16 protein-coding genes, 1 tRNA gene and 1 pseudogene are annotated in these 17,258 nt (G+C 73.6%); 7 read left to right on the forward strand and 11 right to left on the reverse strand.

What is annotated here, in order from left to right:
• Window positions 1-49 precede the first annotated feature (49 nt).
• Window positions 50-1,870, forward strand: a complete 1,821-nt coding sequence (locus tag ABD774_RS18560; RefSeq protein WP_345044551.1) for an ABC transporter ATP-binding protein — start codon at window positions 50-52, stop codon at window positions 1,868-1,870.
• A gap of 47 nt (window positions 1,871-1,917) precedes the next feature.
• Here ABD774_RS18560 and ABD774_RS18565 read toward each other — a convergent pair whose 3' ends face one another.
• The gene (locus ABD774_RS18565; RefSeq protein ID WP_345044554.1) at window positions 1,918-2,763 is read right to left on the reverse strand and encodes a glycosyltransferase family A protein; all 846 of its coding nucleotides are present in this window, start codon (window positions 2,761-2,763) and stop codon (window positions 1,918-1,920) included.
• A 177-nt stretch (window positions 2,764-2,940) separates the two neighbouring features.
• Here ABD774_RS18565 and ABD774_RS18570 point away from each other — a divergent pair, with 177 nt between their 5' ends.
• From ABD774_RS18570 to ABD774_RS18580, 3 genes are all read left to right on the forward strand, one after another.
• Window positions 2,941-3,789 (forward strand): hypothetical protein, encoded by an 849-nt coding sequence (locus ABD774_RS18570; RefSeq protein WP_345044557.1) that lies wholly within the window; start codon window positions 2,941-2,943, stop codon window positions 3,787-3,789.
• Complete coding sequence (locus ABD774_RS18575) at window positions 3,767-5,155, forward strand: O-antigen ligase family protein (protein WP_345044560.1); 1,389 nt, start codon at window positions 3,767-3,769, stop codon at window positions 5,153-5,155. The genes ABD774_RS18570 and ABD774_RS18575 overlap by 23 nt, the downstream gene beginning before the upstream one ends.
• Window positions 5,156-5,316: 161 nt before the next feature.
• Window positions 5,317-6,018 carry a dienelactone hydrolase family protein gene (locus tag ABD774_RS18580; protein WP_345044562.1) on the forward strand — a complete coding sequence of 234 codons (702 nt, stop codon included), beginning with the start codon at window positions 5,317-5,319 and terminating at the stop codon, window positions 6,016-6,018.
• A 243-nt stretch (window positions 6,019-6,261) separates the two neighbouring features.
• Here the strand turns inward: ABD774_RS18580 and ABD774_RS18585 are convergent, their stop codons facing one another.
• Window positions 6,262-6,834 (reverse strand): hypothetical protein, encoded by a 573-nt coding sequence (locus ABD774_RS18585; RefSeq protein WP_345044564.1) that lies wholly within the window; start codon window positions 6,832-6,834, stop codon window positions 6,262-6,264.
• A gap of 109 nt (window positions 6,835-6,943) precedes the next feature.
• Between ABD774_RS18585 and ABD774_RS18590 the strand changes: the two genes are divergently transcribed.
• The gene (locus tag ABD774_RS18590) at window positions 6,944-7,066 is read left to right on the forward strand and encodes a hypothetical protein (RefSeq protein WP_345044567.1); all 123 of its coding nucleotides are present in this window, start codon (window positions 6,944-6,946) and stop codon (window positions 7,064-7,066) included.
• Between the two features lie 44 nt (window positions 7,067-7,110).
• On the opposite strand, the pseudogene ABD774_RS21750 reads toward ABD774_RS18590, so the two are convergent.
• The 4 genes and pseudogenes from ABD774_RS21750 to ABD774_RS18605 all read right to left on the reverse strand — a co-directional run.
• A pseudogene (locus ABD774_RS21750) lies at window positions 7,111-7,188 on the reverse strand (hypothetical protein); the annotation flags it as partial.
• Window positions 7,189-7,508: 320 nt separating this feature from the next.
• Complete coding sequence (locus tag ABD774_RS18595) at window positions 7,509-8,489, reverse strand: ribose-phosphate diphosphokinase (RefSeq protein WP_345044569.1); 981 nt, start codon at window positions 8,487-8,489, stop codon at window positions 7,509-7,511.
• On the reverse strand, window positions 8,486-10,099 hold the full coding sequence (glmU, locus tag ABD774_RS18600; RefSeq protein WP_345044572.1) for a bifunctional UDP-N-acetylglucosamine diphosphorylase/glucosamine-1-phosphate N-acetyltransferase GlmU: 1,614 nt from the start codon (window positions 10,097-10,099) through the stop codon (window positions 8,486-8,488). Before glmU ends, ABD774_RS18595 begins: the two co-directional genes overlap by 4 nt.
• A gap of 144 nt (window positions 10,100-10,243) precedes the next feature.
• Window positions 10,244-10,315, reverse strand: a tRNA-Gln gene (locus ABD774_RS18605).
• Between the two features lie 141 nt (window positions 10,316-10,456).
• Between ABD774_RS18605 and ABD774_RS18610 the strand changes: the two genes are divergently transcribed.
• On the forward strand, window positions 10,457-11,062 hold the full coding sequence (locus ABD774_RS18610; protein WP_345044627.1) for a TetR/AcrR family transcriptional regulator: 606 nt from the start codon (window positions 10,457-10,459) through the stop codon (window positions 11,060-11,062).
• Between the two features lie 2 nt (window positions 11,063-11,064).
• Here ABD774_RS18610 and ABD774_RS18615 read toward each other — a convergent pair whose 3' ends face one another.
• Window positions 11,065-11,412, reverse strand: coding sequence for a hypothetical protein (locus tag ABD774_RS18615; protein WP_345044575.1), 348 nt, complete (start codon window positions 11,410-11,412; stop codon window positions 11,065-11,067).
• Window positions 11,413-11,589: 177 nt separating this feature from the next.
• Between ABD774_RS18615 and ABD774_RS18620 the strand changes: the two genes are divergently transcribed.
• Window positions 11,590-12,129 carry a MarR family winged helix-turn-helix transcriptional regulator gene (locus ABD774_RS18620; protein ID WP_345044577.1) on the forward strand — a complete coding sequence of 180 codons (540 nt, stop codon included), beginning with the start codon at window positions 11,590-11,592 and terminating at the stop codon, window positions 12,127-12,129.
• A 27-nt stretch (window positions 12,130-12,156) separates the two neighbouring features.
• Here the strand turns inward: ABD774_RS18620 and ABD774_RS18625 are convergent, their stop codons facing one another.
• The 4 genes from ABD774_RS18625 to rsmA form a co-directional block, all read right to left on the reverse strand.
• Window positions 12,157-13,104, reverse strand: a complete 948-nt coding sequence (locus ABD774_RS18625) for an alpha/beta hydrolase (RefSeq protein ID WP_345044580.1) — start codon at window positions 13,102-13,104, stop codon at window positions 12,157-12,159.
• 89 nt (window positions 13,105-13,193) lie between these two features.
• A complete protein-coding gene (locus ABD774_RS18630; RefSeq protein ID WP_345044583.1) occupies window positions 13,194-15,113 on the reverse strand; it encodes an ABC-F family ATP-binding cassette domain-containing protein in 1,920 nt (639 codons plus the stop codon).
• A 135-nt stretch (window positions 15,114-15,248) separates the two neighbouring features.
• Entirely contained in the window at window positions 15,249-16,292 is a 1,044-nt protein-coding gene (gene ispE, locus ABD774_RS18635) for a 4-(cytidine 5'-diphospho)-2-C-methyl-D-erythritol kinase (RefSeq protein WP_345044586.1), read from the reverse strand.
• On the reverse strand, window positions 16,289-17,245 hold the full coding sequence (gene rsmA, locus ABD774_RS18640; protein WP_345044588.1) for a 16S rRNA (adenine(1518)-N(6)/adenine(1519)-N(6))-dimethyltransferase RsmA: 957 nt from the start codon (window positions 17,243-17,245) through the stop codon (window positions 16,289-16,291). Before rsmA ends, ispE begins: the two co-directional genes overlap by 4 nt.
• Window positions 17,246-17,258 lie beyond the last annotated feature (13 nt).

Consider the following 17,258-nt stretch of genomic DNA (forward strand, 5'->3'; position numbering starts at 1 on the left):
GTGCCGAGCGCGGGCCCGCAGCCCGGCCGTACGGAGCGAAGGGAGCACTGTGCCGGCGAAAGCAGATGCGCCCCCGCCCAGAGGGCGCTCCAACCCGTTCGCCGTCGCCCGCAAGGCGCGCGCGGCCTGGCGACGCCTCGCGCCGTTCTTCCAGACCTCCCGGCTGAAGATGGTCCTGCTGGTGGCCGGCTCCGTGGTCGCCGGTGTGGCCGAGGCGGCGCTGCTTGCCATCGTCGGCGCCATCGCCGGCGCGCTCAGCAACGGTGCGACCGAGGTGACGCTGAAGCTCGGGCCGGTCGGCCTGAGCGAGCCGCTCGACGTGATGTTCGCCGTCGGCGTCGGCATGGCGATCGTGCGGGGGGCGCTGCAGCTGATGCTGGCGTACCTGCCGGCGAGCATGTCCGCCCACGCCGTGGCGAACCTGCGGCGGCTCCTGTTCGACTCCTTCACCGGGGCGGCCTGGCCCGTCAAGGCGTCGGAGCGCGACGGGCAGTTCCAGTCCCTGATGACCACGCACGTCAACGCCACGAGCTACGCCATCATCACCCTCGGCACCGGGATCTCCGCCGCCCTCGTGTTCGTCACGCTGCTGGTCTCCGCCTTCGTGCTGAGCCTGCCTGCCGCCGTGATGCTCAGCGTCGTCTCCACCGGGATCTTCCTGATGCTGCGACCGGTGTCCAGGCGCCTGCGCCGGCACGCCGCCGCGCTCAGCTCCGAGAACATCGAGTACTCCAAGGGCGTCCAGGAGGTCGTCCTCATGGCGGAGGAGACCGAGGTGTTCGGCGCCTCACCGGAGTACCTGGACTCCTTCCACCGCCAGATCGACGGCATCCGCCGGCCGATGCTGCGCACCCGCTTCCTCGCCCAGGGCGTGCCGGCGCTCTACCAGAGCGTCGCGCTGCTGCTGCTGGTTCTCGCCCTGGGGGTCATCGCCCTGGTGGGGATGAGCGAGATCGCCAGCCTCGCCGCCGTCGTGCTGATCCTTCTGCGGGCCCTGACCTACGGGCAGCAGGTGCAGACGGCGGTCACCGGCCTGGACGAGCGCGTGCCCTTCATGCACCACCTCGCCGACGCCGTGGAGCGCTACACCGCCAACCCCCGCCAGGACGGCGACCGCCACCTGCCCGACGTCGTCGAGCGGATCGGGATGCGGGGGGTGCGCTTCGGCTACGGCCCCGACACCGAGGTCCTCAAGGGCCTGACGTTCTCGGTGGGGCGCGGGGAGGCCATCGGCATCGCCGGCCCCTCCGGCGCCGGCAAGTCCTCGCTCGTCCAGCTGCTGCTGCGGCTGCGCATCCCCACCGCCGGCGCCCTGGAGGTCAACGGCACCGACGCGCGGGAGTTCCGTCGCGACGAGTGGCAGCGACGCGTCGCGTACGTGCCGCAGACCCCGCAGCTCGTCTGGGGCACCGTGGCCGACAACATCCGGTTCTACCGCTCCCACCTCACGCAGCAGGACATCGAGGCGGCCGCCCGGCGCGCGCAGATCCACGACGAGATCATGAGCTGGGAGAACGGTTACGAGACGGTGGTCGGCCAGCGCGCCGCCGCGGTCTCGGGCGGCCAGCGGCAGCGGATCTGCCTGGCGCGCGCCCTCGCCGACCGGCCCGAGATCCTCGTCCTCGACGAGCCCACGAGCGCCCTCGACGTGCGCTCGGAGTCCCTCGTGAAGAACTCGCTGCACGAGCTCAAGGGCTCCATCACGCTGTTCATGGTGGGGCACCGACTCTCGACGCTGTCCTTCTGCGACCGGATCATGGTGGTCGCCGACGGCCGGCTCGAGGCGTTCGCGCCGCCGTCCGAGCTGCAGGCGACGAACAGCTTCTACCGCGAGGTCACCGAGCTCACCCGCCAGCAGAGCGGGAGCTGAGCGGGCAGAGCGTCGCCGGTCCGCCTACGGCTGACGCCGGCCGGCCGCTACCAGCTCCCGCGACCCCGGACGAGCTTCTCCAGCCGCCTGCGAGCACCCCGGCGCTTCGCGCGCCAGCCCGAGTACTCGCGCAGGTCCAGCGACGCCCTCTGCACGGCGACGGCCGACTCGTGCTCCTGGCGCGCCCAGTCGGCCACCGAGGTGATCCCGAGGGCCTGCGCCGTGAGCGGCATGCGCCGCCGGAAGTCCTCGTCGTCCTTGAACAGGGTGTTGGGCGAGCGCGGGTCGTCGAGGTTGTCCTCCCGGATGAACGGGTACGCCCAGCCGTTGACGGCGCCGCGGCGCGCGAGGTCGAGGCAGTACTGCGTGAACGACTGGCCCTGCCGCAGCGGGCCCTGCCGGGTCACCATCTCCCGCGGCAGGAGGTAGCCGCTGCCCTGGACCCAGTGGTTCCGCAGCAGCTGGTGTCCGCCGTCGTACGTGGCGATCTTCTTCCCGGCGACGTCGGGCAGGAAGTCCTCCTCCATGAAGCGCCAGCAGCCGACCGCGCCGAACTGCGGGTTGGCGTCGTGGGCGTCGCGCAACCGTTCGATCCACCCGTGCGCGGGCAGGCAGTCGTCGTCCACCTTGGAGACGTAGGTCGCGTCGGACTCGGTCCACAGCCAGTTCGTCGGGGCCGTGAGCCGGACGTTCTCGCGGCTGTGGTGGAACCTGTGCACGCGCGGGTCCTCGGCGAGCTCAGAGGTGACGGCGAGCGTCTCCTCGTCGTCGCCGTTGTGCCAGAGCCAGACCCGGGTCCACTCGTCGCACGTGGACAGCAGGTGCGGCAACGAGACCCGGACGTGCTGCGGGCTGTTGTAGGTGATCATCAGAACGTCGGTCAGAGCAGCCATGACGGGTCCTTCCTCGACGGGGCGACGGCCCTCGCATGCGTGGGAACGTACCGGACCCGGCCCGGCAGATCCGCCGATTGCGCCCCCTACCAGAAGCCCGGGACTGTTCCCCGGCCGAAACGCCGGTGCGACGGAAAAAGAACACCTAGCCTTCCAGCACGACCCCTGGAGGACTTCATGGATCTCTTCACGATTCTGGGTGCGACCTTCCGCCGCTGGTACGTGACGCTCCCCGTCATGCTGCTCGCCGGGATCCTCGCCTACCAGGCCTATCAGTCGGTCCCTTCGGTGTACTCGTCGTCGGTGTCGGTGACGGTGCTGGCGCCGGTGGAGCCACCGCCCCCGCCGCCGGACCCCGTCACCGGAGAGATCGTCGAGCCGTACGAGGCGAACCCGTACAGCGGGCCCAACCTCGCCGCCGCCGTCCTCGCTCGCAACCTCAACAGCGCCTCCTTCGAGGACGGTCTGGGTCTCGACCCGGACCGGAACCAGACGATCGAGGCGGACCCCGCGCGGGACGACCCCATCATCCAGATCATCGCGACGGCGGAGTCGCCGGCGACCGTGAACGCCATCCTCGGCGAGGTGACGGTCAAGGCGGCCACGATCCTCGACCAGTTCCAGGCCGAGGCGGGCGCCACCGAGGGAGCCCGGTACAACCTCGCACCGGCGGTTCCCACGGACGCCATCGAGGACGTCACGCCGAGCCGTTTCCGCACGGCGGGTGCCATCGTCGTCATCGGCTTCGGCGTCGCCGCCGCCCTGGCCACGCTGCTCGACATGGGCCTGGAGCACCGTCGCGGCGCACGGCGCCGCGGCGCGCCGGAACCCGGTCCGGCACCCGCTCCCGGGCCCGGTGACGAGCCGGCGACGGCGACCGCCGGCCCCGCGACGGCGCCCGCCGGCCACCCGGCCGTCGCGTCACCGGCACCCAGGCTGAGCATGACCGGCCGGCTCACACCGGGTCCGGGCACGAGCAGCGACCCGGTCGTGGCACGGAGCCATGAGTCGTCAAGAGCTCGGTGAGCTGACCCGCGCGCCCGGCCCGGGAGCGTGGGGCGACCGCCCCGGCCCGTGGCTCGCGCTGTCCTTCGTCCCGCTGGTGACGCTGGCGATCCCGTCGGCGCTCGTGCTGGCCGGCCCCCTGGAGTCCAACGGCTGGCCCCCGCGCCTGCTGATCTTCGCGATCGCCGCAGCGGTCCTGCTGGGGTGGCTCCGACGTCCGGCACCCGGGCGCCTGACCTCGCCGGCCGAGGCTGCCTGCTGGGTCCTGCTGCTGGGGGTGACGGTCTCCTTCGCCGCCGCGCAGCTGCGCCCGCTCACGGGCGTCGAGTTCGCGGGGTCGATCCGCGTCGCGCTCGTGATGTTCCCGCTCATCGTCGTGGCGCTGGGCATCGCGAGCCTGGGCGACGCGGTGAAGGCGGACATGCTGCTGACGTACCTCCTGGCGGGCGCCGTGCTCAGCACCCTCATCGCCATGGCGCAGTTCGTCGTGCCGTTCGACCTGGCCGAGCTGATCCGTCCGCCGGGCTTCGTCGCCCGGGAGGTCGGCGGGATGGGCGACCGCGGCGGCTTTGTGCGCGTCAAGGGCACGTCCACCCATCCCATCGAGTTCGGGGTCATCTCCGGTGCGATGGCACCGATCGCGCTGCACTTCGCGCGCTTCGCCGCCACGGCTCACCGCCGCTGGCTCGCGCTCCTGGTCACCGGCGTCCTGGGCATGGGGCTGCTGCTCTCGGTGACGCGCTCCGCCGTGCTGACCCTCGTGGTGGGAATGGTCGTCTACGCCGTGAACCTGTCGGTGCGCGAGCGGCTCAACCTCCTGGTGGTCGCACTCGGCGGGCTCGTCCTTGTCCGTGCCATGCTGCCGGGTCTCCTCGGCACCATCACCGGCTTCTTCCTCGGCGCGGCCGAGGACGACAGCGTCACCGCACGGATCGCCGACTACCCGGTCGTCGACAGGTTCTTCGCGGAGTCGCCGTGGGTCGGGCGGGGGCTGGGGACGTTCCTGCCGGACGAGTACGCCCTGCTGGACAACCAGTACCTGATGTCGCTCATGGAGGGCGGGCTCGTTCTCGTGGGGGCGGTCATCGCCTTCTTCGCGCTGGCCCTCGCGAGCGCCCGGGGCGGGGTACTGCGGGCCGCCTCGCGCGCCGACGCCTCCCGCGCCCAGGCGGTCACCGCCTCGATCGCCGCCATCGCCGTGTCCGGTCTGCTGTTCGACCTGTTCAGCTTCGCCCAGGTCACGGTGGTGCTGTTCGTGCTCGTGGGCATCGCCGGCGTGCTGTGGCACCACGGGCGCGAGAACGGGCTGACCATCCCGGACCCCATCGAGCGGTTCCGCACCCCGCCCGCCGAGCGAGGCCGCGCCGCCCGTCTCGCTCACCGGTAGGGCTCGCGTCCCCCGCGCCCACCGGCAGGGACCGGCGTGCGCCGAGCCGCCGCGCGTGACGGCCCCGCGGCGCGCGCCCCTGCGGTGCCGGACGTCCTCCGGCACACTCCTACCGAGGCACCGGCGTCCGGGGCCCGACCCGTCAGGAGGACGTACCCGCCATGACCGTCACCACCTCTCTCGTCACCGTTCCCACCCGGGACGGCGACATGCCGGCGCACCTGTGGCTCCCGCCGTCGGGAACCGGCCCCGGGATCCTGCTGCTGCAGGAGATCTTCGGCGTCTCGGACTACATCAGGAGCCGCGGCGCGGACCTCGCCGAGCTCGGTTACGTCGTGCTCGCCCCGGAGATCTACTGGCGGCTGGACGGCTCGGTCGACGAGTCACGCCCGGACTTCATGGAGCAGGCCATGGCGCTGCTGCAGCAGGTGGACTGGGAGCTGGCCGTGTCGGACTCGGTCGCTGCCCTCGACACGCTCCGCGCCCGCCCCGAGGTCTCCGGCGGCGCGGGCGTCATGGGCTTCTGCTTCGGCGGTGGCCTGGCGTTCAACGTGGCCGCCGTCGCGGACGTCGACGTCCTGGTCGCCTACTACGGCTCGGCGCTGCCCCGCCTGCTGCCTCTGGCGGACCGGGTCGACGTGCCGAGCCTGCACCACTTCGGCACCGCGGACGAGTACATCCCGCTGGAGACCGTCGAGGAGATCCGCTCTGCCGTGGAGGGACCCGAGGTGGAGTTCTACCTCCACGACGGCGCCGGCCACGCCTTCGACAACCCGCACCCGATGTTCCTCCACGAGCCGGCACGGCTGGACGCGTGGCGCCGGACCACCGAGTTCCTCGAGCGGCGGCTGCCCGTGGAGTGAGGGCGATCCTCCGCGCCACCTGATCGGCGCCACCTGACACCTGGAGCTCCCGCCGCCTGACCCCCGAAGCTCCCTGCCTCCGCCGCGCACAAGGAAGCGCCCGCCGCCCCGCGGCAGACAGTCGTTCCGGTGCGTCTTCGATTCTCTGGCGCCTGCTCCTGCAGGCACCGGAGGAAGGAAGACGCACCGGAACGGGCGCTACCCACACTCACGTGCGGACGGGCCGGGTGTGCGAAGGCAGTTCTAGTGAGAGCGCCGCAGACCGACGCGCGCCAGCACCGTCTCGAGCACGGTCCGGTTCCAGGCCTCCCGCCATCCCCACCGCACCAGCGACGAGACGAGCGGTCGGAGCCTGTCCTCCCGCTGCTTTTCCCGGTACACGACCTCGGACGTGCTGAGGCGTTCGTCGGCGTCGGCCGGCACGTACTTCCCGCGACCGTCGAACTCCCCGACCAGGCGCAGCGACTCCCACCAGAAGTCGACCCGGGCGACGAACCCGTCGTCGTCCCGGAACTCCACCTGCAGGTCGGGCGCCGGGAGGCCGATCTCGTGCATGCGTACCCGGCTCAGCGACTCCCCCACGGACTGTGACCGCCCGTCGGCGAAGTCAAGGACCTGTCGAGCCTTGCGGTAGCCGTGCATCCTCCTGACCTCGTGCAGGGCGTGCTCGAGCTCCTCCCTCGTCGACATGCCGCTGGCAAGGACGTGGTCCGCCCCGACGACACCGGTGAGAAAGCTGGAGCTTCGGGCGAGATCGATCACCGTACGGGCGACGCCGGTGACGGCGACGCCGTCGACGACCACAACGTCAGGCATCTGCGGAACACCGTGGCGCACGATCTTGGCGCTGGACCGGCCGCCTGTGGTGCGCTCCCGGACAGCGTGGACCACCTCCGGCCACGGGCCGATCCGTGGGATTCCGTGCATGACGGCTGCCGACTCGTGGGAGAGCACGGCCGGGGTCCGCATCGCGGCGGCCGTGGCCTGGACGAAGAAGCGGTACCTGGACGCTGGCCGCGCGCCGCTCCAGGCCGATGCCGGAAGGTAGGCGCCCCTGCGAACCCTGGCCAGGACGTTGTCCCGTACCGCTCGACGGATCTCACCGGGACCGATCCCCTGTGCAGCCATGTCGCCGCTGAGGACCAGGCCGGATGCTCGGGTCGACTCCATGGGCCGTACGGTGCCCCGTGGTCAGCCGGCACACGCGCGGCGCTGTGGATGATGGGAGCGGCGCCGAGCATGTGGACAGCTGTCGGCCCGCGGGCTGCTCTCAGGAAGGACTCGGTGCAGCACCGCGATTCGGTGCCCGTTCCGTCTTCGGGTGCACGCTGCTGCGGGCACCGAAACGCGGATAGGGCACCGAAACGCGGACCGGGCACCGGATCGTGGATCGAGCACCGATATGCGGACCGCGCACCGAAACGCACACCGGAACGGTCAGCAGGCGAGCGGAGCCGAGACCCCGGTAGGGCGGGGCGGCGTGCGTGCGGCTAGGCCACGCCGTCGAAGAGCGAGGTGACCGAGCCGTCGTCGAAGACCTCACGGATGGCGCGCGCGAGCAGCGGGGCGATCGGCAGGACCGTCAGCTGCGGGAACCGCTTGTCGGCCGTGATCGGGAGCGTGTCGGTCACGATGACCTCGCGGGCGCCGGACTCGGAGAGGCGCTGGGCCGCCGGGTCGGAGAGCACACCGTGCGTGGCGGCGACGATGACGTCGGACGCACCCGCCGCCAGGACCACCTTGACCGCCTCGGCGATGGTGCCGCCCGTGTCGATGAGGTCGTCCACGAGGACGGCCGTGCGGCCCTCGACCTCGCCGACCACGCGGTTCGCAACGGCCTGGTTCGGCTTGCTGATGTCACGGGTCTTGTGCACGAAGGCCAGCGGGACGCCGCCGAACTTGGCGGCCCACATCTCGGCCACGCGGATGCGGCCGGCGTCCGGGGAGACGACGGACGTGCGGGCCGGGTCGATGCGGGAGCGGACGTAGTCGGTGAGGATCGGCTGGGCCCACAGGTGGTCCACGGGTCCGTCGAAGAAGCCCTGGGACTGCGCGGCGTGCAGGTCCACGCTCATGAGCCGGTCGGCACCGGCCGTCTTGAACAGGTCGGCCACCAGGCGGGCGGAGATCGGCTCGCGCCCGCGGTGCTTCTTGTCCTGACGGGCGTAGGGGTAGAACGGTGCCACCACGGTGATCCGCTTGGCCGACGCACGCTTGAGCGCGTCCACCATGATCAGCTGCTCCATGAGCCACTGGTTGATCGGCGAGGTGTGGGACTGCAGGACGAACACGTCCGACCCGCGCACCGACTCGTTGAACCGGACGTAGATCTCACCGTTGGCGAAGTCGTAGGCCGTGGTCGGCAGCAGCTCGATGTCGAGCTCGCGCGCGACGTCCTTGGCCAGCTGCGGGTGTGCCCGTCCGCTGACCAGGACGAGCCGCTTCTCGCCGTGGGTGGTGATCCCCGTCATCGCTGGGTGTCCCCTTCGTCGGTGGTGCCGGGTGCCTGCTGGTCCCGGGGTGTGGTGGTGCCCGCGCCCCCCGCCGTGCGCGCGCGCTCGGCGCGCGCCTGCGGGGAGAGCCCGGATCCGCCGTCGGCCAGGGCCTTCTCGGCGGCGAGGGCGGCGGCCGTGCCGGGACGACGGCGCAGCACCCACCCCTCGATGATGCGCTGGGAGGCGCCGGTGACGGACAGGGCGCCCGGGGGGACGTCCTCGCGGATGGTGGTGCCGGCGCCGGTGTAGGCGCCGTCCCCGACGGTGACGGGGGCGACGAACATGTTGTCCGAGCCGGTGCGGGCGTGGGAGCCGATGACGGTGCGGTGCTTCTCGACGCCGTCGTAGTTCACGAAGACGGAGGAGGCACCGATGTTCGTGCCCTCCCCGATCTCGGCGTCGCCAACGTAGGTCAGGTGCGGCACCTTGGAGCCGGCGCCGATCTGGGCGTTCTTCGTCTCGACGAAGGTGCCGATCTTGCCCTTCGGGCCGAGGTGGGTGCCGGGGCGCAGGTAGGCGAACGGGCCGACGGTGGCGCCGTCGTCGAGGACCGCCTGGGAGCCGTGCGTGCGGACCACGCTCACGCCCGCACCGACGGTGACGTCGGTGAGCGTGGTGTCCGGGCCGACGGTCGATCCCTCGCCCACGCGGGTGGTGCCGTGGAGCTGGGTGCCGGGCAGCACGGTGACGTCCCGGGCGAGCTCGACGTCGACGTCGATCCAGGTGGTGGCCGGGTCGACCACGGTGACGCCCTCGCGCATCCAGGTCTCGACGGTGCGACGGTTGAGCTCGGCGCCGAGCGCCGCGAGCTGGGCGCGGTCGTTGACGCCCTCGACGAGCCAGGAGTCCTCCACGGAGATGGCGCGCACGCTCAGGCCCCGGCGGTGGGCGAGGGCCACTACGTCGGTGAGGTAGACCTCGCCCTGGTCGTTGTCCTGCCCGACGGCGCCGAGCGCCTCCCGCAGCACGGCCGCGTCGAAGACGTAGGTGGAGGTGTTGATCTCGCGGATCTCGCGCTGCTCGGGGGTGGCGTCGCGCTCCTCGACGACGCCGACGACGGCGCCGCCCTCGCGCAGGATGCGGCCGTACCCGAAGGGGTTCTCCACGGTGGTGGTCAGCACGGTGACGGCGTTGCCGTCCTCGGCGTGGGCGCGCAGCAGCTCGGTGAGCGTGCCGGCGTCGAGCAGCGGGGTGTCGCCCGCCATGACGACGACGGCGCCCTCGAGCACCGGGGCGGCGGACTCCCCGGCGTGCCCGGGCTCGGCGTGGACCAGCGACGCGGCGTGCGCGGCGGCGTCCAGCGCGCCGAGGGCGCACTGCACGGCGCGGCCCGTGCCGGGGATCTCGTCCTGGTCGACGACGAGGACGTCGCCGTCGAGCTCGACGGCGTGGGCGGCGACGGCGTCGCGCTCGTGGCGGACGACGACGGCGAGCCGCTGCGGGTCCACCCCGCGAGCGGCGGTGAGGGCGTGCCCGAGGAGGCTCCGTCCGCCGATGCCGTGGAGCACCTTGGGGGTGCGGGACTTCATCCGGGTGCCCTCACCCGCGGCGAGGACGACGACAGCAGCAGGACGGGTCAGGCTCACGCCAGCTCCCTTTGAGTGGATCACCGCCCGGAGTCGCCCCGGGCGTCGTGCAGGGGTCACTCTAGCGTCGCGAGCGCCGGCCCCGCCCCGGCCGTCCGTCCCACGCGGGTCCGGGCGGCCCTGCAGATGAGGCTCGGCGCCGGGCTCCGCCCCCAGGATTCGAACCCGGACCGCAAGGCACCAAAGGCCTGCGTGCTGCCGTTACACCAGGGCGGACCGCGCGACGCGCGCGACCAGTGTGCCAGCAGCCGGGCCGGCGGCCGAAACCGCCGGGCTGCGCCTCGGACCCACGCCGCCGACCGGCAGGGCATGATGGGCCGGGTGACGCCCAAGACGAAGACCTCGCCACGCGTGCGCATGACCGGCAGCGAGCGCCGGGAGCAGCTGGTGACCGTCTCGCGGGCGCTGTTCGCGTCCAAGGGGTTCGAGGGCACGAGCGTGGAGGAGATCGCGGCGCGGGCGAAGGTGTCCAAGCCGGTGGTGTACGAGCACTTCGGCGGCAAGGAGGGCATCTACGCCGTCGTGGTGGACCGCGAGGTGCAGCGCCTGCTCGGGATGCTCACGAACGAGCTCAGCGCCGGCGGGCACCCGAAGGCGGTGGTGGAGCGTGCGGCGCTCGCGCTGCTCGACTACATCGAGGAGAACACGGACGGCTTCCGCATCCTGGTGCGCGACTCCCCCGTCGCGCAGGCCACGGGCACCTTCTCCTCCCTCATCGGCGACGTCGCCAGCCAGGTGGAGCACCTGCTCGCCGAGCAGTTCCGGGCCCGGCGCCTGGACCCCGGCGCGGCCCCGATGTACGCCCAGATGCTGGTGGGGCTCATCGCCCTGACGGGTCAGTGGTGGCTGGAGGCGCGACACCCCGACAAGCGTGAGGTCGCGGCGCACATCGTCAACCTGGCGTGGAACGGCCTCTCGGGCCTGGAACGCTCGCCGCGCCTGACGACGGTCCGGACGGGCTGACCTCAGCCCAGCGGCCACCCGGGGATGAGGACGTCCAGCCCGAAGAACCTGCTCGCCACCACGTGCAGGCCCACGTAGTAGACCCCCGCGGCGAGGTAGGTCAGCAGGCCCTCGAGGATCTTCGTCCCCATCAGCGCGAGGAGCAGCAGCAGGGACACACCCACCGGCACGGTGGCCAGCGCCCAGCCGGGCGCGGCGAGCAGCTGCGCCACGACGCCGAGGGTGACCGAGGCGAAGCCGATGACGCCGGCCTCGGACACCCGCAGGCGCCGGAAGAGCGTGCGGTCGCCGAGGAAGCAGCTGAGGCCGGTGAGGGCCACGGCGGCGACGTAGACGGCGAGGGGCGGCATGGCGTCATCCTGTCGCCGGCCCCTCAACTCCGCGGGGCGTTGCGCTCAAGATTCGGCCAAGAGTTCACGCGCACGACCTCAAGATGCGCTCAAGGTCCCGCACCCGTGCGGAGGCGTGACGCGGCCGCCGCGACGGGCTTCCCGGAGATTTATCTCGATGTCGAGTAATCTCGGAGGATGCACGCAGCGGAGCCGACCGGGGGCAACACCGTCCGCGGGTCCGACGGCCCCCGGGACGAGGTGGACCGCATCGTCGACGCGTGGCAGCGCGAGCGTCCCGACCTCCAGCCGATGCCGCTGCACGTCTTCTCCCGGGTCAGCCGCCTCGCCCGGCACCTGGACCTGACGCGCCGCTCGGCGTTCGCGGAGCACGGGGTCGAGGCGTGGGAGTTCGACGTGCTCTCGGCGCTGCGGCGGGCCGGCGAGCCGTACGAGCTCACGCCCGGCCGCCTGATCGCCGAGACCCTGGTCTCCTCCGGCACCATGACGAACCGGATCGACCGGATGGTCGCCCACGGCCTGGTGGTCCGCGCGGCCGACGCGTCGGACCGCCGGGTGGTCAAGGTCCGGCTCACCCCGGAGGGCAAGCGGCGCGTGGACGCCGCCATGTCCCAGCTCCTCGAGTCCGAGCGGTCGCTGCTGAGCGTCCTGCCGGAGCCGGACCGCCGGCACCTGAGCGACTCCCTGCGCTCGCTGCTCATCCCGTTCGAGGCCTGACAGGCGGCGCCGGCCCGGCGCCGTCGCTCAGATCTGTGCGATATACCGTGCCCGGTCCGCGAGGACGCGGCGCGAGACGTCCGCCTGGCCGGCGAGCACCTCGAAGGCGTGCGGCACGCCGGGGTGAACGTGGATCTCCGTCTCCACCCCTGCCCGCCACAGCCGCTGGGCGTAGGCGAGGTCCTCGTCGCGGAAGATGTCGAGACCGCCGACGTCGATGTACGTCCGCGGCAGCCCGGCGAGGTCCTGGGCCCGGGCGGGCGCGGCGTAGGCCGGCACCTCCTCGCCGCCGGCGAGCGCGCCGAGGTAGGCGGACCAGCCCGTGACGTTGTCCTCGAACGACCAGGTGAGCACGTCCCCGAGGGCGGGGTCGGGGCTGGTGGTGCGGTCGTCGAGCATCGGGTAGACGAGGATCTGCCGCGCCAGCGCGGGGCCCTGCCGGTCCCGCGCGAGCAGCGCCACGCCGGCGGCCAGCCCGCCGCCCGCGCTGTCGCCCGCGACGGCGATCCGGTCGCCGTCGACCCCGATGTCGTCGGCGTTCTCCGCCGCCCAGAGGAGCGCGGCGTAGCAGTCCTCGACCGGCGTCGGGTACGGGTGCTCGGGAGCCAGACGGTACTCCGGGGCCAGGAACGGGACCCCTGCGGCGGCCACGTTCGCCTTGATGATCGCGTCGTAGCTGTCGAGGCTGCCCAGGATCATGCCGCCGCCGTGGAAGTACACCACCAGCGAGCCGGTGGGCGGCCCGACCGGCCGGTACAGGCGGAGCGGCACGACGGCGCCGTCCGCCGAGGTGGTCCGGAACTCGTGCACGCTGACCCCGGTCTCCGGCACGGTGGCGCTGATCGCCCCGAACAGCGCCTCGGAGTTCGCCCGCCGGGTCGCGACGTCCCCCACCGCGGGCGCGGGCGCGCCCGCGCCCGCCTCGAGGATGGGCTGAAGGGCGTCGAGCACCTCGGTGTTCCAGGGCAGGGCCATGTCGTCTCCTTCGACGGCGGACGGGTGGACCTACCCTGCCGGAAACCGACCGCTCCTGTCCCGTACTTCGGAGACGAAAAGTCGCGCGGCTACTGCTCCGCGACCTCGGCCGCGACCAGCCACTCCTCCTCCAGCGTCGCGTGCTCCGCCTCGGCCTCCCGGGACTCGGCGGCCAGCCGGGTCAGCCTCTCGACGTCGCCGCCGGCGGAGGCCTCGGCCAGCTGCGCGTGGAGCTTCTCGATCCGCGCGGACGCCTTCGCGAGCTGGCGTTCCAGCCGGGCCATCTCCTTGCGCGCGGCTCGCTGCTCCGCGGGGCTCGTCCCGGCCGCGTCGTCCGCCGTCGCCGCCGTGCCGGTGCTGCCCGACGTCGCGGCCGTCCGGGCCATCGACTCGTCCGCCGCGGCCTCCAGCTGGTGGCGCAGCCGCAGGTACTGGTCGATGCCGCCGGGCAGGTCCCGCAGCCGGCCGTCGCCGAGCAGGGCGACCTGGTGGTCGGTGACCCGCTCGAGGAGGTAGCGGTCGTGCGAGACGACGACGAGGGTGCCGGGCCAGCCGTCCAGCAGGTCCTCGACCGCGGCAAGCGTGTCGGTGTCCAGGTCGTTGGTGGGCTCGTCCAGCAGCAGCACGTTCGGCTCGGCGACGAGCAGGCGCAGCAGCTGCAGGCGCCGCCGCTCCCCGCCGGAGAGGTCGCGCACCGGCGTCCACGCGCGCTCGCGGGTGAAGCCGAGCCGCTCGACCAGCTGGCCGGCGGTGAGCTCCTTGCCGCCGACCTCCACGCGCCCGCGCACCTCCTCGACGGCCTCGATCACCCGCAGGTGGGCGACCTCGTCGAGCTCGCGGGTCTCCTGGGACAGGGTGCGCACCTGCACCGTCTTGCCCCGCCTCACCCGGCCGGCGGTGGGCTGCTGGGTCCCCGCCAGCAGGCGCAGCAGGGTGGACTTGCCGGCGCCGTTGACGCCCACGAGCCCGACCCGCTCCCCCGGTGCCAGGCGCCACGTGACGTCGTCGAGGACGGTGCGGGTCCCGCCGAAGGCCGTCCCTGGACGGGCGGCCGCGCGGTCGGCGGCCTCGCCCGGGCGCAGCGGGTAGGTGACCGTGACGCCCTCGAGGTCGAGGACGTCCTTGCCGAGCCGGGTGGTGGCGAGCCGGGTCAGCTCCAGCGGGTCGCGGGGCGGCGGCTCGTCGGCGATGAGCTCGGCGGCGGCGTCGAGGCGGAACTTCGGCTTGGAGGTACGGGCGGGCGCGCCGCGGCGGAGCCACGCGAGCTCCTTGCGGAGCAGGTTGCTGCGCTTCTCCTCGGCGACGGCGGCGGTGCGGGCGCGCTCGGCGCGCGCGAGGACGTAGGCGGCGTACCCGCCGTCGTAGGTCTCCACCCGGCCCGGGACGGGCGCGCGGCCGCCGGGGCCGTCGTGGCCCGGGACGACCTCCCACACGCGGGTGCACACGGCGTCGAGGAACCACCGGTCGTGGGTGACCACGACCAGCGCGCCCACGCCGCGGCGGTAGCGCTCCTGGACGTGGTGGGCCAGCCAGTCCACGCCCTCGACGTCGAGGTGGTTGGTGGGCTCGTCGAGGATCAGGACCTCAGCCTCCTCGGTCAGCACGCGGGCGAGCGCGACGCGGCGGCGCTGCCCGCCCGAGAGCGTGGCGACGTCGGCGTCGAGGGAGACGTCGGCGAGGAGGCCTGCGTGGATGTCACGCACGCCGGCCTGCGAGGCCCACACGTGCTCGTCGACGCCGGGGTGGACGACGTCGCGGACGGTGGTGCCAGCGGGGAGCGCGTCGGCCTGGTCCAGGACCGCGACCCGGGTGCCGCCGGCGCGGGTGACCCGGCCGGCGTCCGCGGTGGCGGTGCCGGCGAGGATCTTCAGGAGCGTGGACTTGCCGGCGCCGTTGCGGCCGAGCACGCCGACGCGCATGCCGTCGTCGAGGCCGAGGGTGACGTCGGCGAAGATCGGGCGGGCCCCGAGGGTGACGCCCATGCCCTCCATGCCGATCAGGTGGGCCACTGACGGCCCCGTTCGGTGGTGAGCGGGAGGCGGGGGTTCACGAGCACGTCGTCCAGTGTCGCAAACCGTGGGGCCGGGACGGTACCGCGCCCCTGCCCGGCGCCGTCACGTGCGGGCCGCCGTGGCGGCCGGCCGCTAGACCCGGCGCCCGACGTGCTCGAGCACCCGGGCGCCCGGCACCGGCCCGGTGACGGTGAGGATCTCGGCGGCGACGTCGGCGCCGCGCATCACCCCCGCCACGCTGGCGGCGTGCGGGGCGTCGAGCGCGAGGGCGGCGACCGTCGGGCCGGACCCCGAGACGACGGCCCCCAGCGCACCGGCGCGGTCGGCGGCGGCGAGAACGTCGCCCAGCTCCGGGCGCAGCGCCAGCGCCGCCTCCTGCAGGTCGTTGCGCAGCGACCGGGAGAGCACGAGCGGGTCCGCGCTCAGGAGCGCGGAGACGATGCCGTCGTCGAGCCGGGGTGCGTCCCCCTCGGCGGCGTCCGGCGCGTGGGCGTCCGGCGCGTCCCGCGGGTGCGGGGCGTCCGCGGCGGCCAGCCTGGCTGCGCCGTCGTCCGCCCCGTCCCGGCCGGCGGCGGGGCCCGCCGCCTGAACCCGGGCGGGGGCGTACCCGTGCAGGTCGTCGAAGGCCCGGAAGACGGCGGGGGTGGACAGCCCCTCGGCCTGCACGGCGAGGACCCAGTGGTACTGACCCCGGCTCATGACCGGTGCGAGCAGATCCCCCCGGCCGGTGCCCATGGCGGAGAGGCCGGTCAGCGCGAACGGCACGTCGGCGCCGAGCTCGGCGGCCAGCTCGCCCAGCTCCTCCCGGCCCAGGCCGGTCCCCCACAGCTGGTCGCATGCGAGGAGGGTGGCGGCGGCGTCGGCCGACCCGCCGGCCATGCCCCCGGCGACCGGCACCTGCTTGGTGAGGGTCAGGTGCACCCCGGCCTCCGTGCCTGACGTCTCGCGGAGCAGCTTGGCGGCGCGCACCGCGAGGTTGCGGCCGTCGGTGGGCAGGTCGGCGCCGCGGCCGCGGATCTCGAGGGTGACGTCGTCGGCGGGGCTGGCGACGACGTCCTCGTACAGCGAGACCGCCTGGAAGAGCGTCGCGAGCGGGTGGTAGCCGTCCGGACGGGGCGGGCCGACGCGCAGCGCGAGGTTGATCTTGCCCGGGGCCCGGACGTGGACGGCGCTCACGCGCCCAGCGTGCCAGACCTGGCGCCGGCCGCACCTGCTGGCCCGGCCTGCTGGGCGATCCGGGCGAACTCGGCGATGCCCAGCCGCTCGCCGCGGAGGCTCGGGTCGATCCCGGCGGCCCGCAGCGCCTCCTCGGCGGCCGCCGGGGAGCCCGCCCAGCCGGCCAGCGCCGCCCGCAGCGTCTTGCGGCGCTGGGCGAAGGCGCTGTCGACGACGGCGAAGACCTCCTCGCGGCTCGCCGTCGTCCCGGGGGGCTCGCGCCGGGTGAGGCGCACCAGCGCGGAGTCCACGTTGGGCACCGGCCAGAACACGCTGCGCGAGATCGTGCCGGCGCGCGCGGCCTCGGCGTACCAGGCGGCCTTCGCCGAGGGCACGCCGTAGGTGCGCGAGCCGGGCGGCGCGGCGATCCGGTCGGCCACCTCGGCCTGGACCATGACGAGCACCTCGCACAGGCTAGGCAGGTTCTCCAGCAGGGTGAGCAGGACGGGCACCGCGACGTTGTAGGGCAGGTTCGCCACCAGCTTGGTGGGGGCCGGCACTCCCTCGGGGGCCGGCACTCCCCCGGGCGACGGGAGGTCCTCCGGGCCGGTGACCGTCATGGCGTCCGCGCGCAGGACGGCCAGGCGGTCCGCGGCGTCGGGCATCCTGGCCGCGACGGTGCCCGGCAGCGCCGCAGCGAGCGCGGGGTCGATCTCGACGGCGACCACGCGCGCCCCGGTCTCGAGCAGCGCGAGCGTGAGCGACCCGAGGCCCGGGCCGACCTCGAGGACGAGGTCCTCGGGCCCGACGGCGGCCGACCGGACGATGCGGCGCACGGTCCCGGCGTCGTGCACGAAGTTCTGGCCGAGGGTCTTGGTGGGCCGCACCCCGAGCGCCTCGGAGAGCCGGCGCACGTCGGCCGGGCCGAGCAGGCCGGCGGGTCCGGTGGGGGCGGTGGGAGGCTCGGCGGTCACTGCGCGAGCCTAT

It is taken from the genome of Georgenia daeguensis, from assembly GCF_039537705.1.
Lineage (GTDB): Bacteria > Actinomycetota > Actinomycetes > Actinomycetales > Actinomycetaceae > Georgenia > Georgenia daeguensis.

What these genes read in the sequence shown, in the direction of transcription:
- ABD774_RS18585 (WP_345044564.1), bottom strand. Translation starts at nt 6,834, where the DNA reads ATGCCTGACGTTGTGGTCGTCGACGGCGTCGCCGTCACCGGCGTCGCC.
- ABD774_RS18625 (WP_345044580.1), bottom strand. Translation starts at nt 13,104, where the DNA reads ATGGCCCTGCCCTGGAACACCGAGGTGCTCGACGCCCTTCAGCCCATC.
- ABD774_RS18575 (WP_345044560.1), top strand. Translation starts at nt 3,767, where the DNA reads ATGAGTCGTCAAGAGCTCGGTGAGCTGACCCGCGCGCCCGGCCCGGGA.
- ABD774_RS18590 (WP_345044567.1), top strand. Translation starts at nt 6,944, where the DNA reads ATGACGGCTGCCGACTCGTGGGAGAGCACGGCCGGGGTCCGCATCGCG.
- ABD774_RS18570 (WP_345044557.1), top strand. Translation starts at nt 2,941, where the DNA reads ATGGATCTCTTCACGATTCTGGGTGCGACCTTCCGCCGCTGGTACGTG.
- ABD774_RS18620 (WP_345044577.1), top strand. Translation starts at nt 11,590, where the DNA reads ATGCACGCAGCGGAGCCGACCGGGGGCAACACCGTCCGCGGGTCCGAC.
- ABD774_RS18615 (WP_345044575.1), bottom strand. Translation starts at nt 11,412, where the DNA reads ATGCCGCCCCTCGCCGTCTACGTCGCCGCCGTGGCCCTCACCGGCCTC.
- ABD774_RS18565 (WP_345044554.1), bottom strand. Translation starts at nt 2,763, where the DNA reads ATGGCTGCTCTGACCGACGTTCTGATGATCACCTACAACAGCCCGCAG.
- ABD774_RS18610 (WP_345044627.1), top strand. Translation starts at nt 10,457, where the DNA reads ATGACCGGCAGCGAGCGCCGGGAGCAGCTGGTGACCGTCTCGCGGGCG.
- ABD774_RS18595 (WP_345044569.1), bottom strand. Translation starts at nt 8,489, where the DNA reads ATGACGGGGATCACCACCCACGGCGAGAAGCGGCTCGTCCTGGTCAGC.
- ABD774_RS18580 (WP_345044562.1), top strand. Translation starts at nt 5,317, where the DNA reads ATGACCGTCACCACCTCTCTCGTCACCGTTCCCACCCGGGACGGCGAC.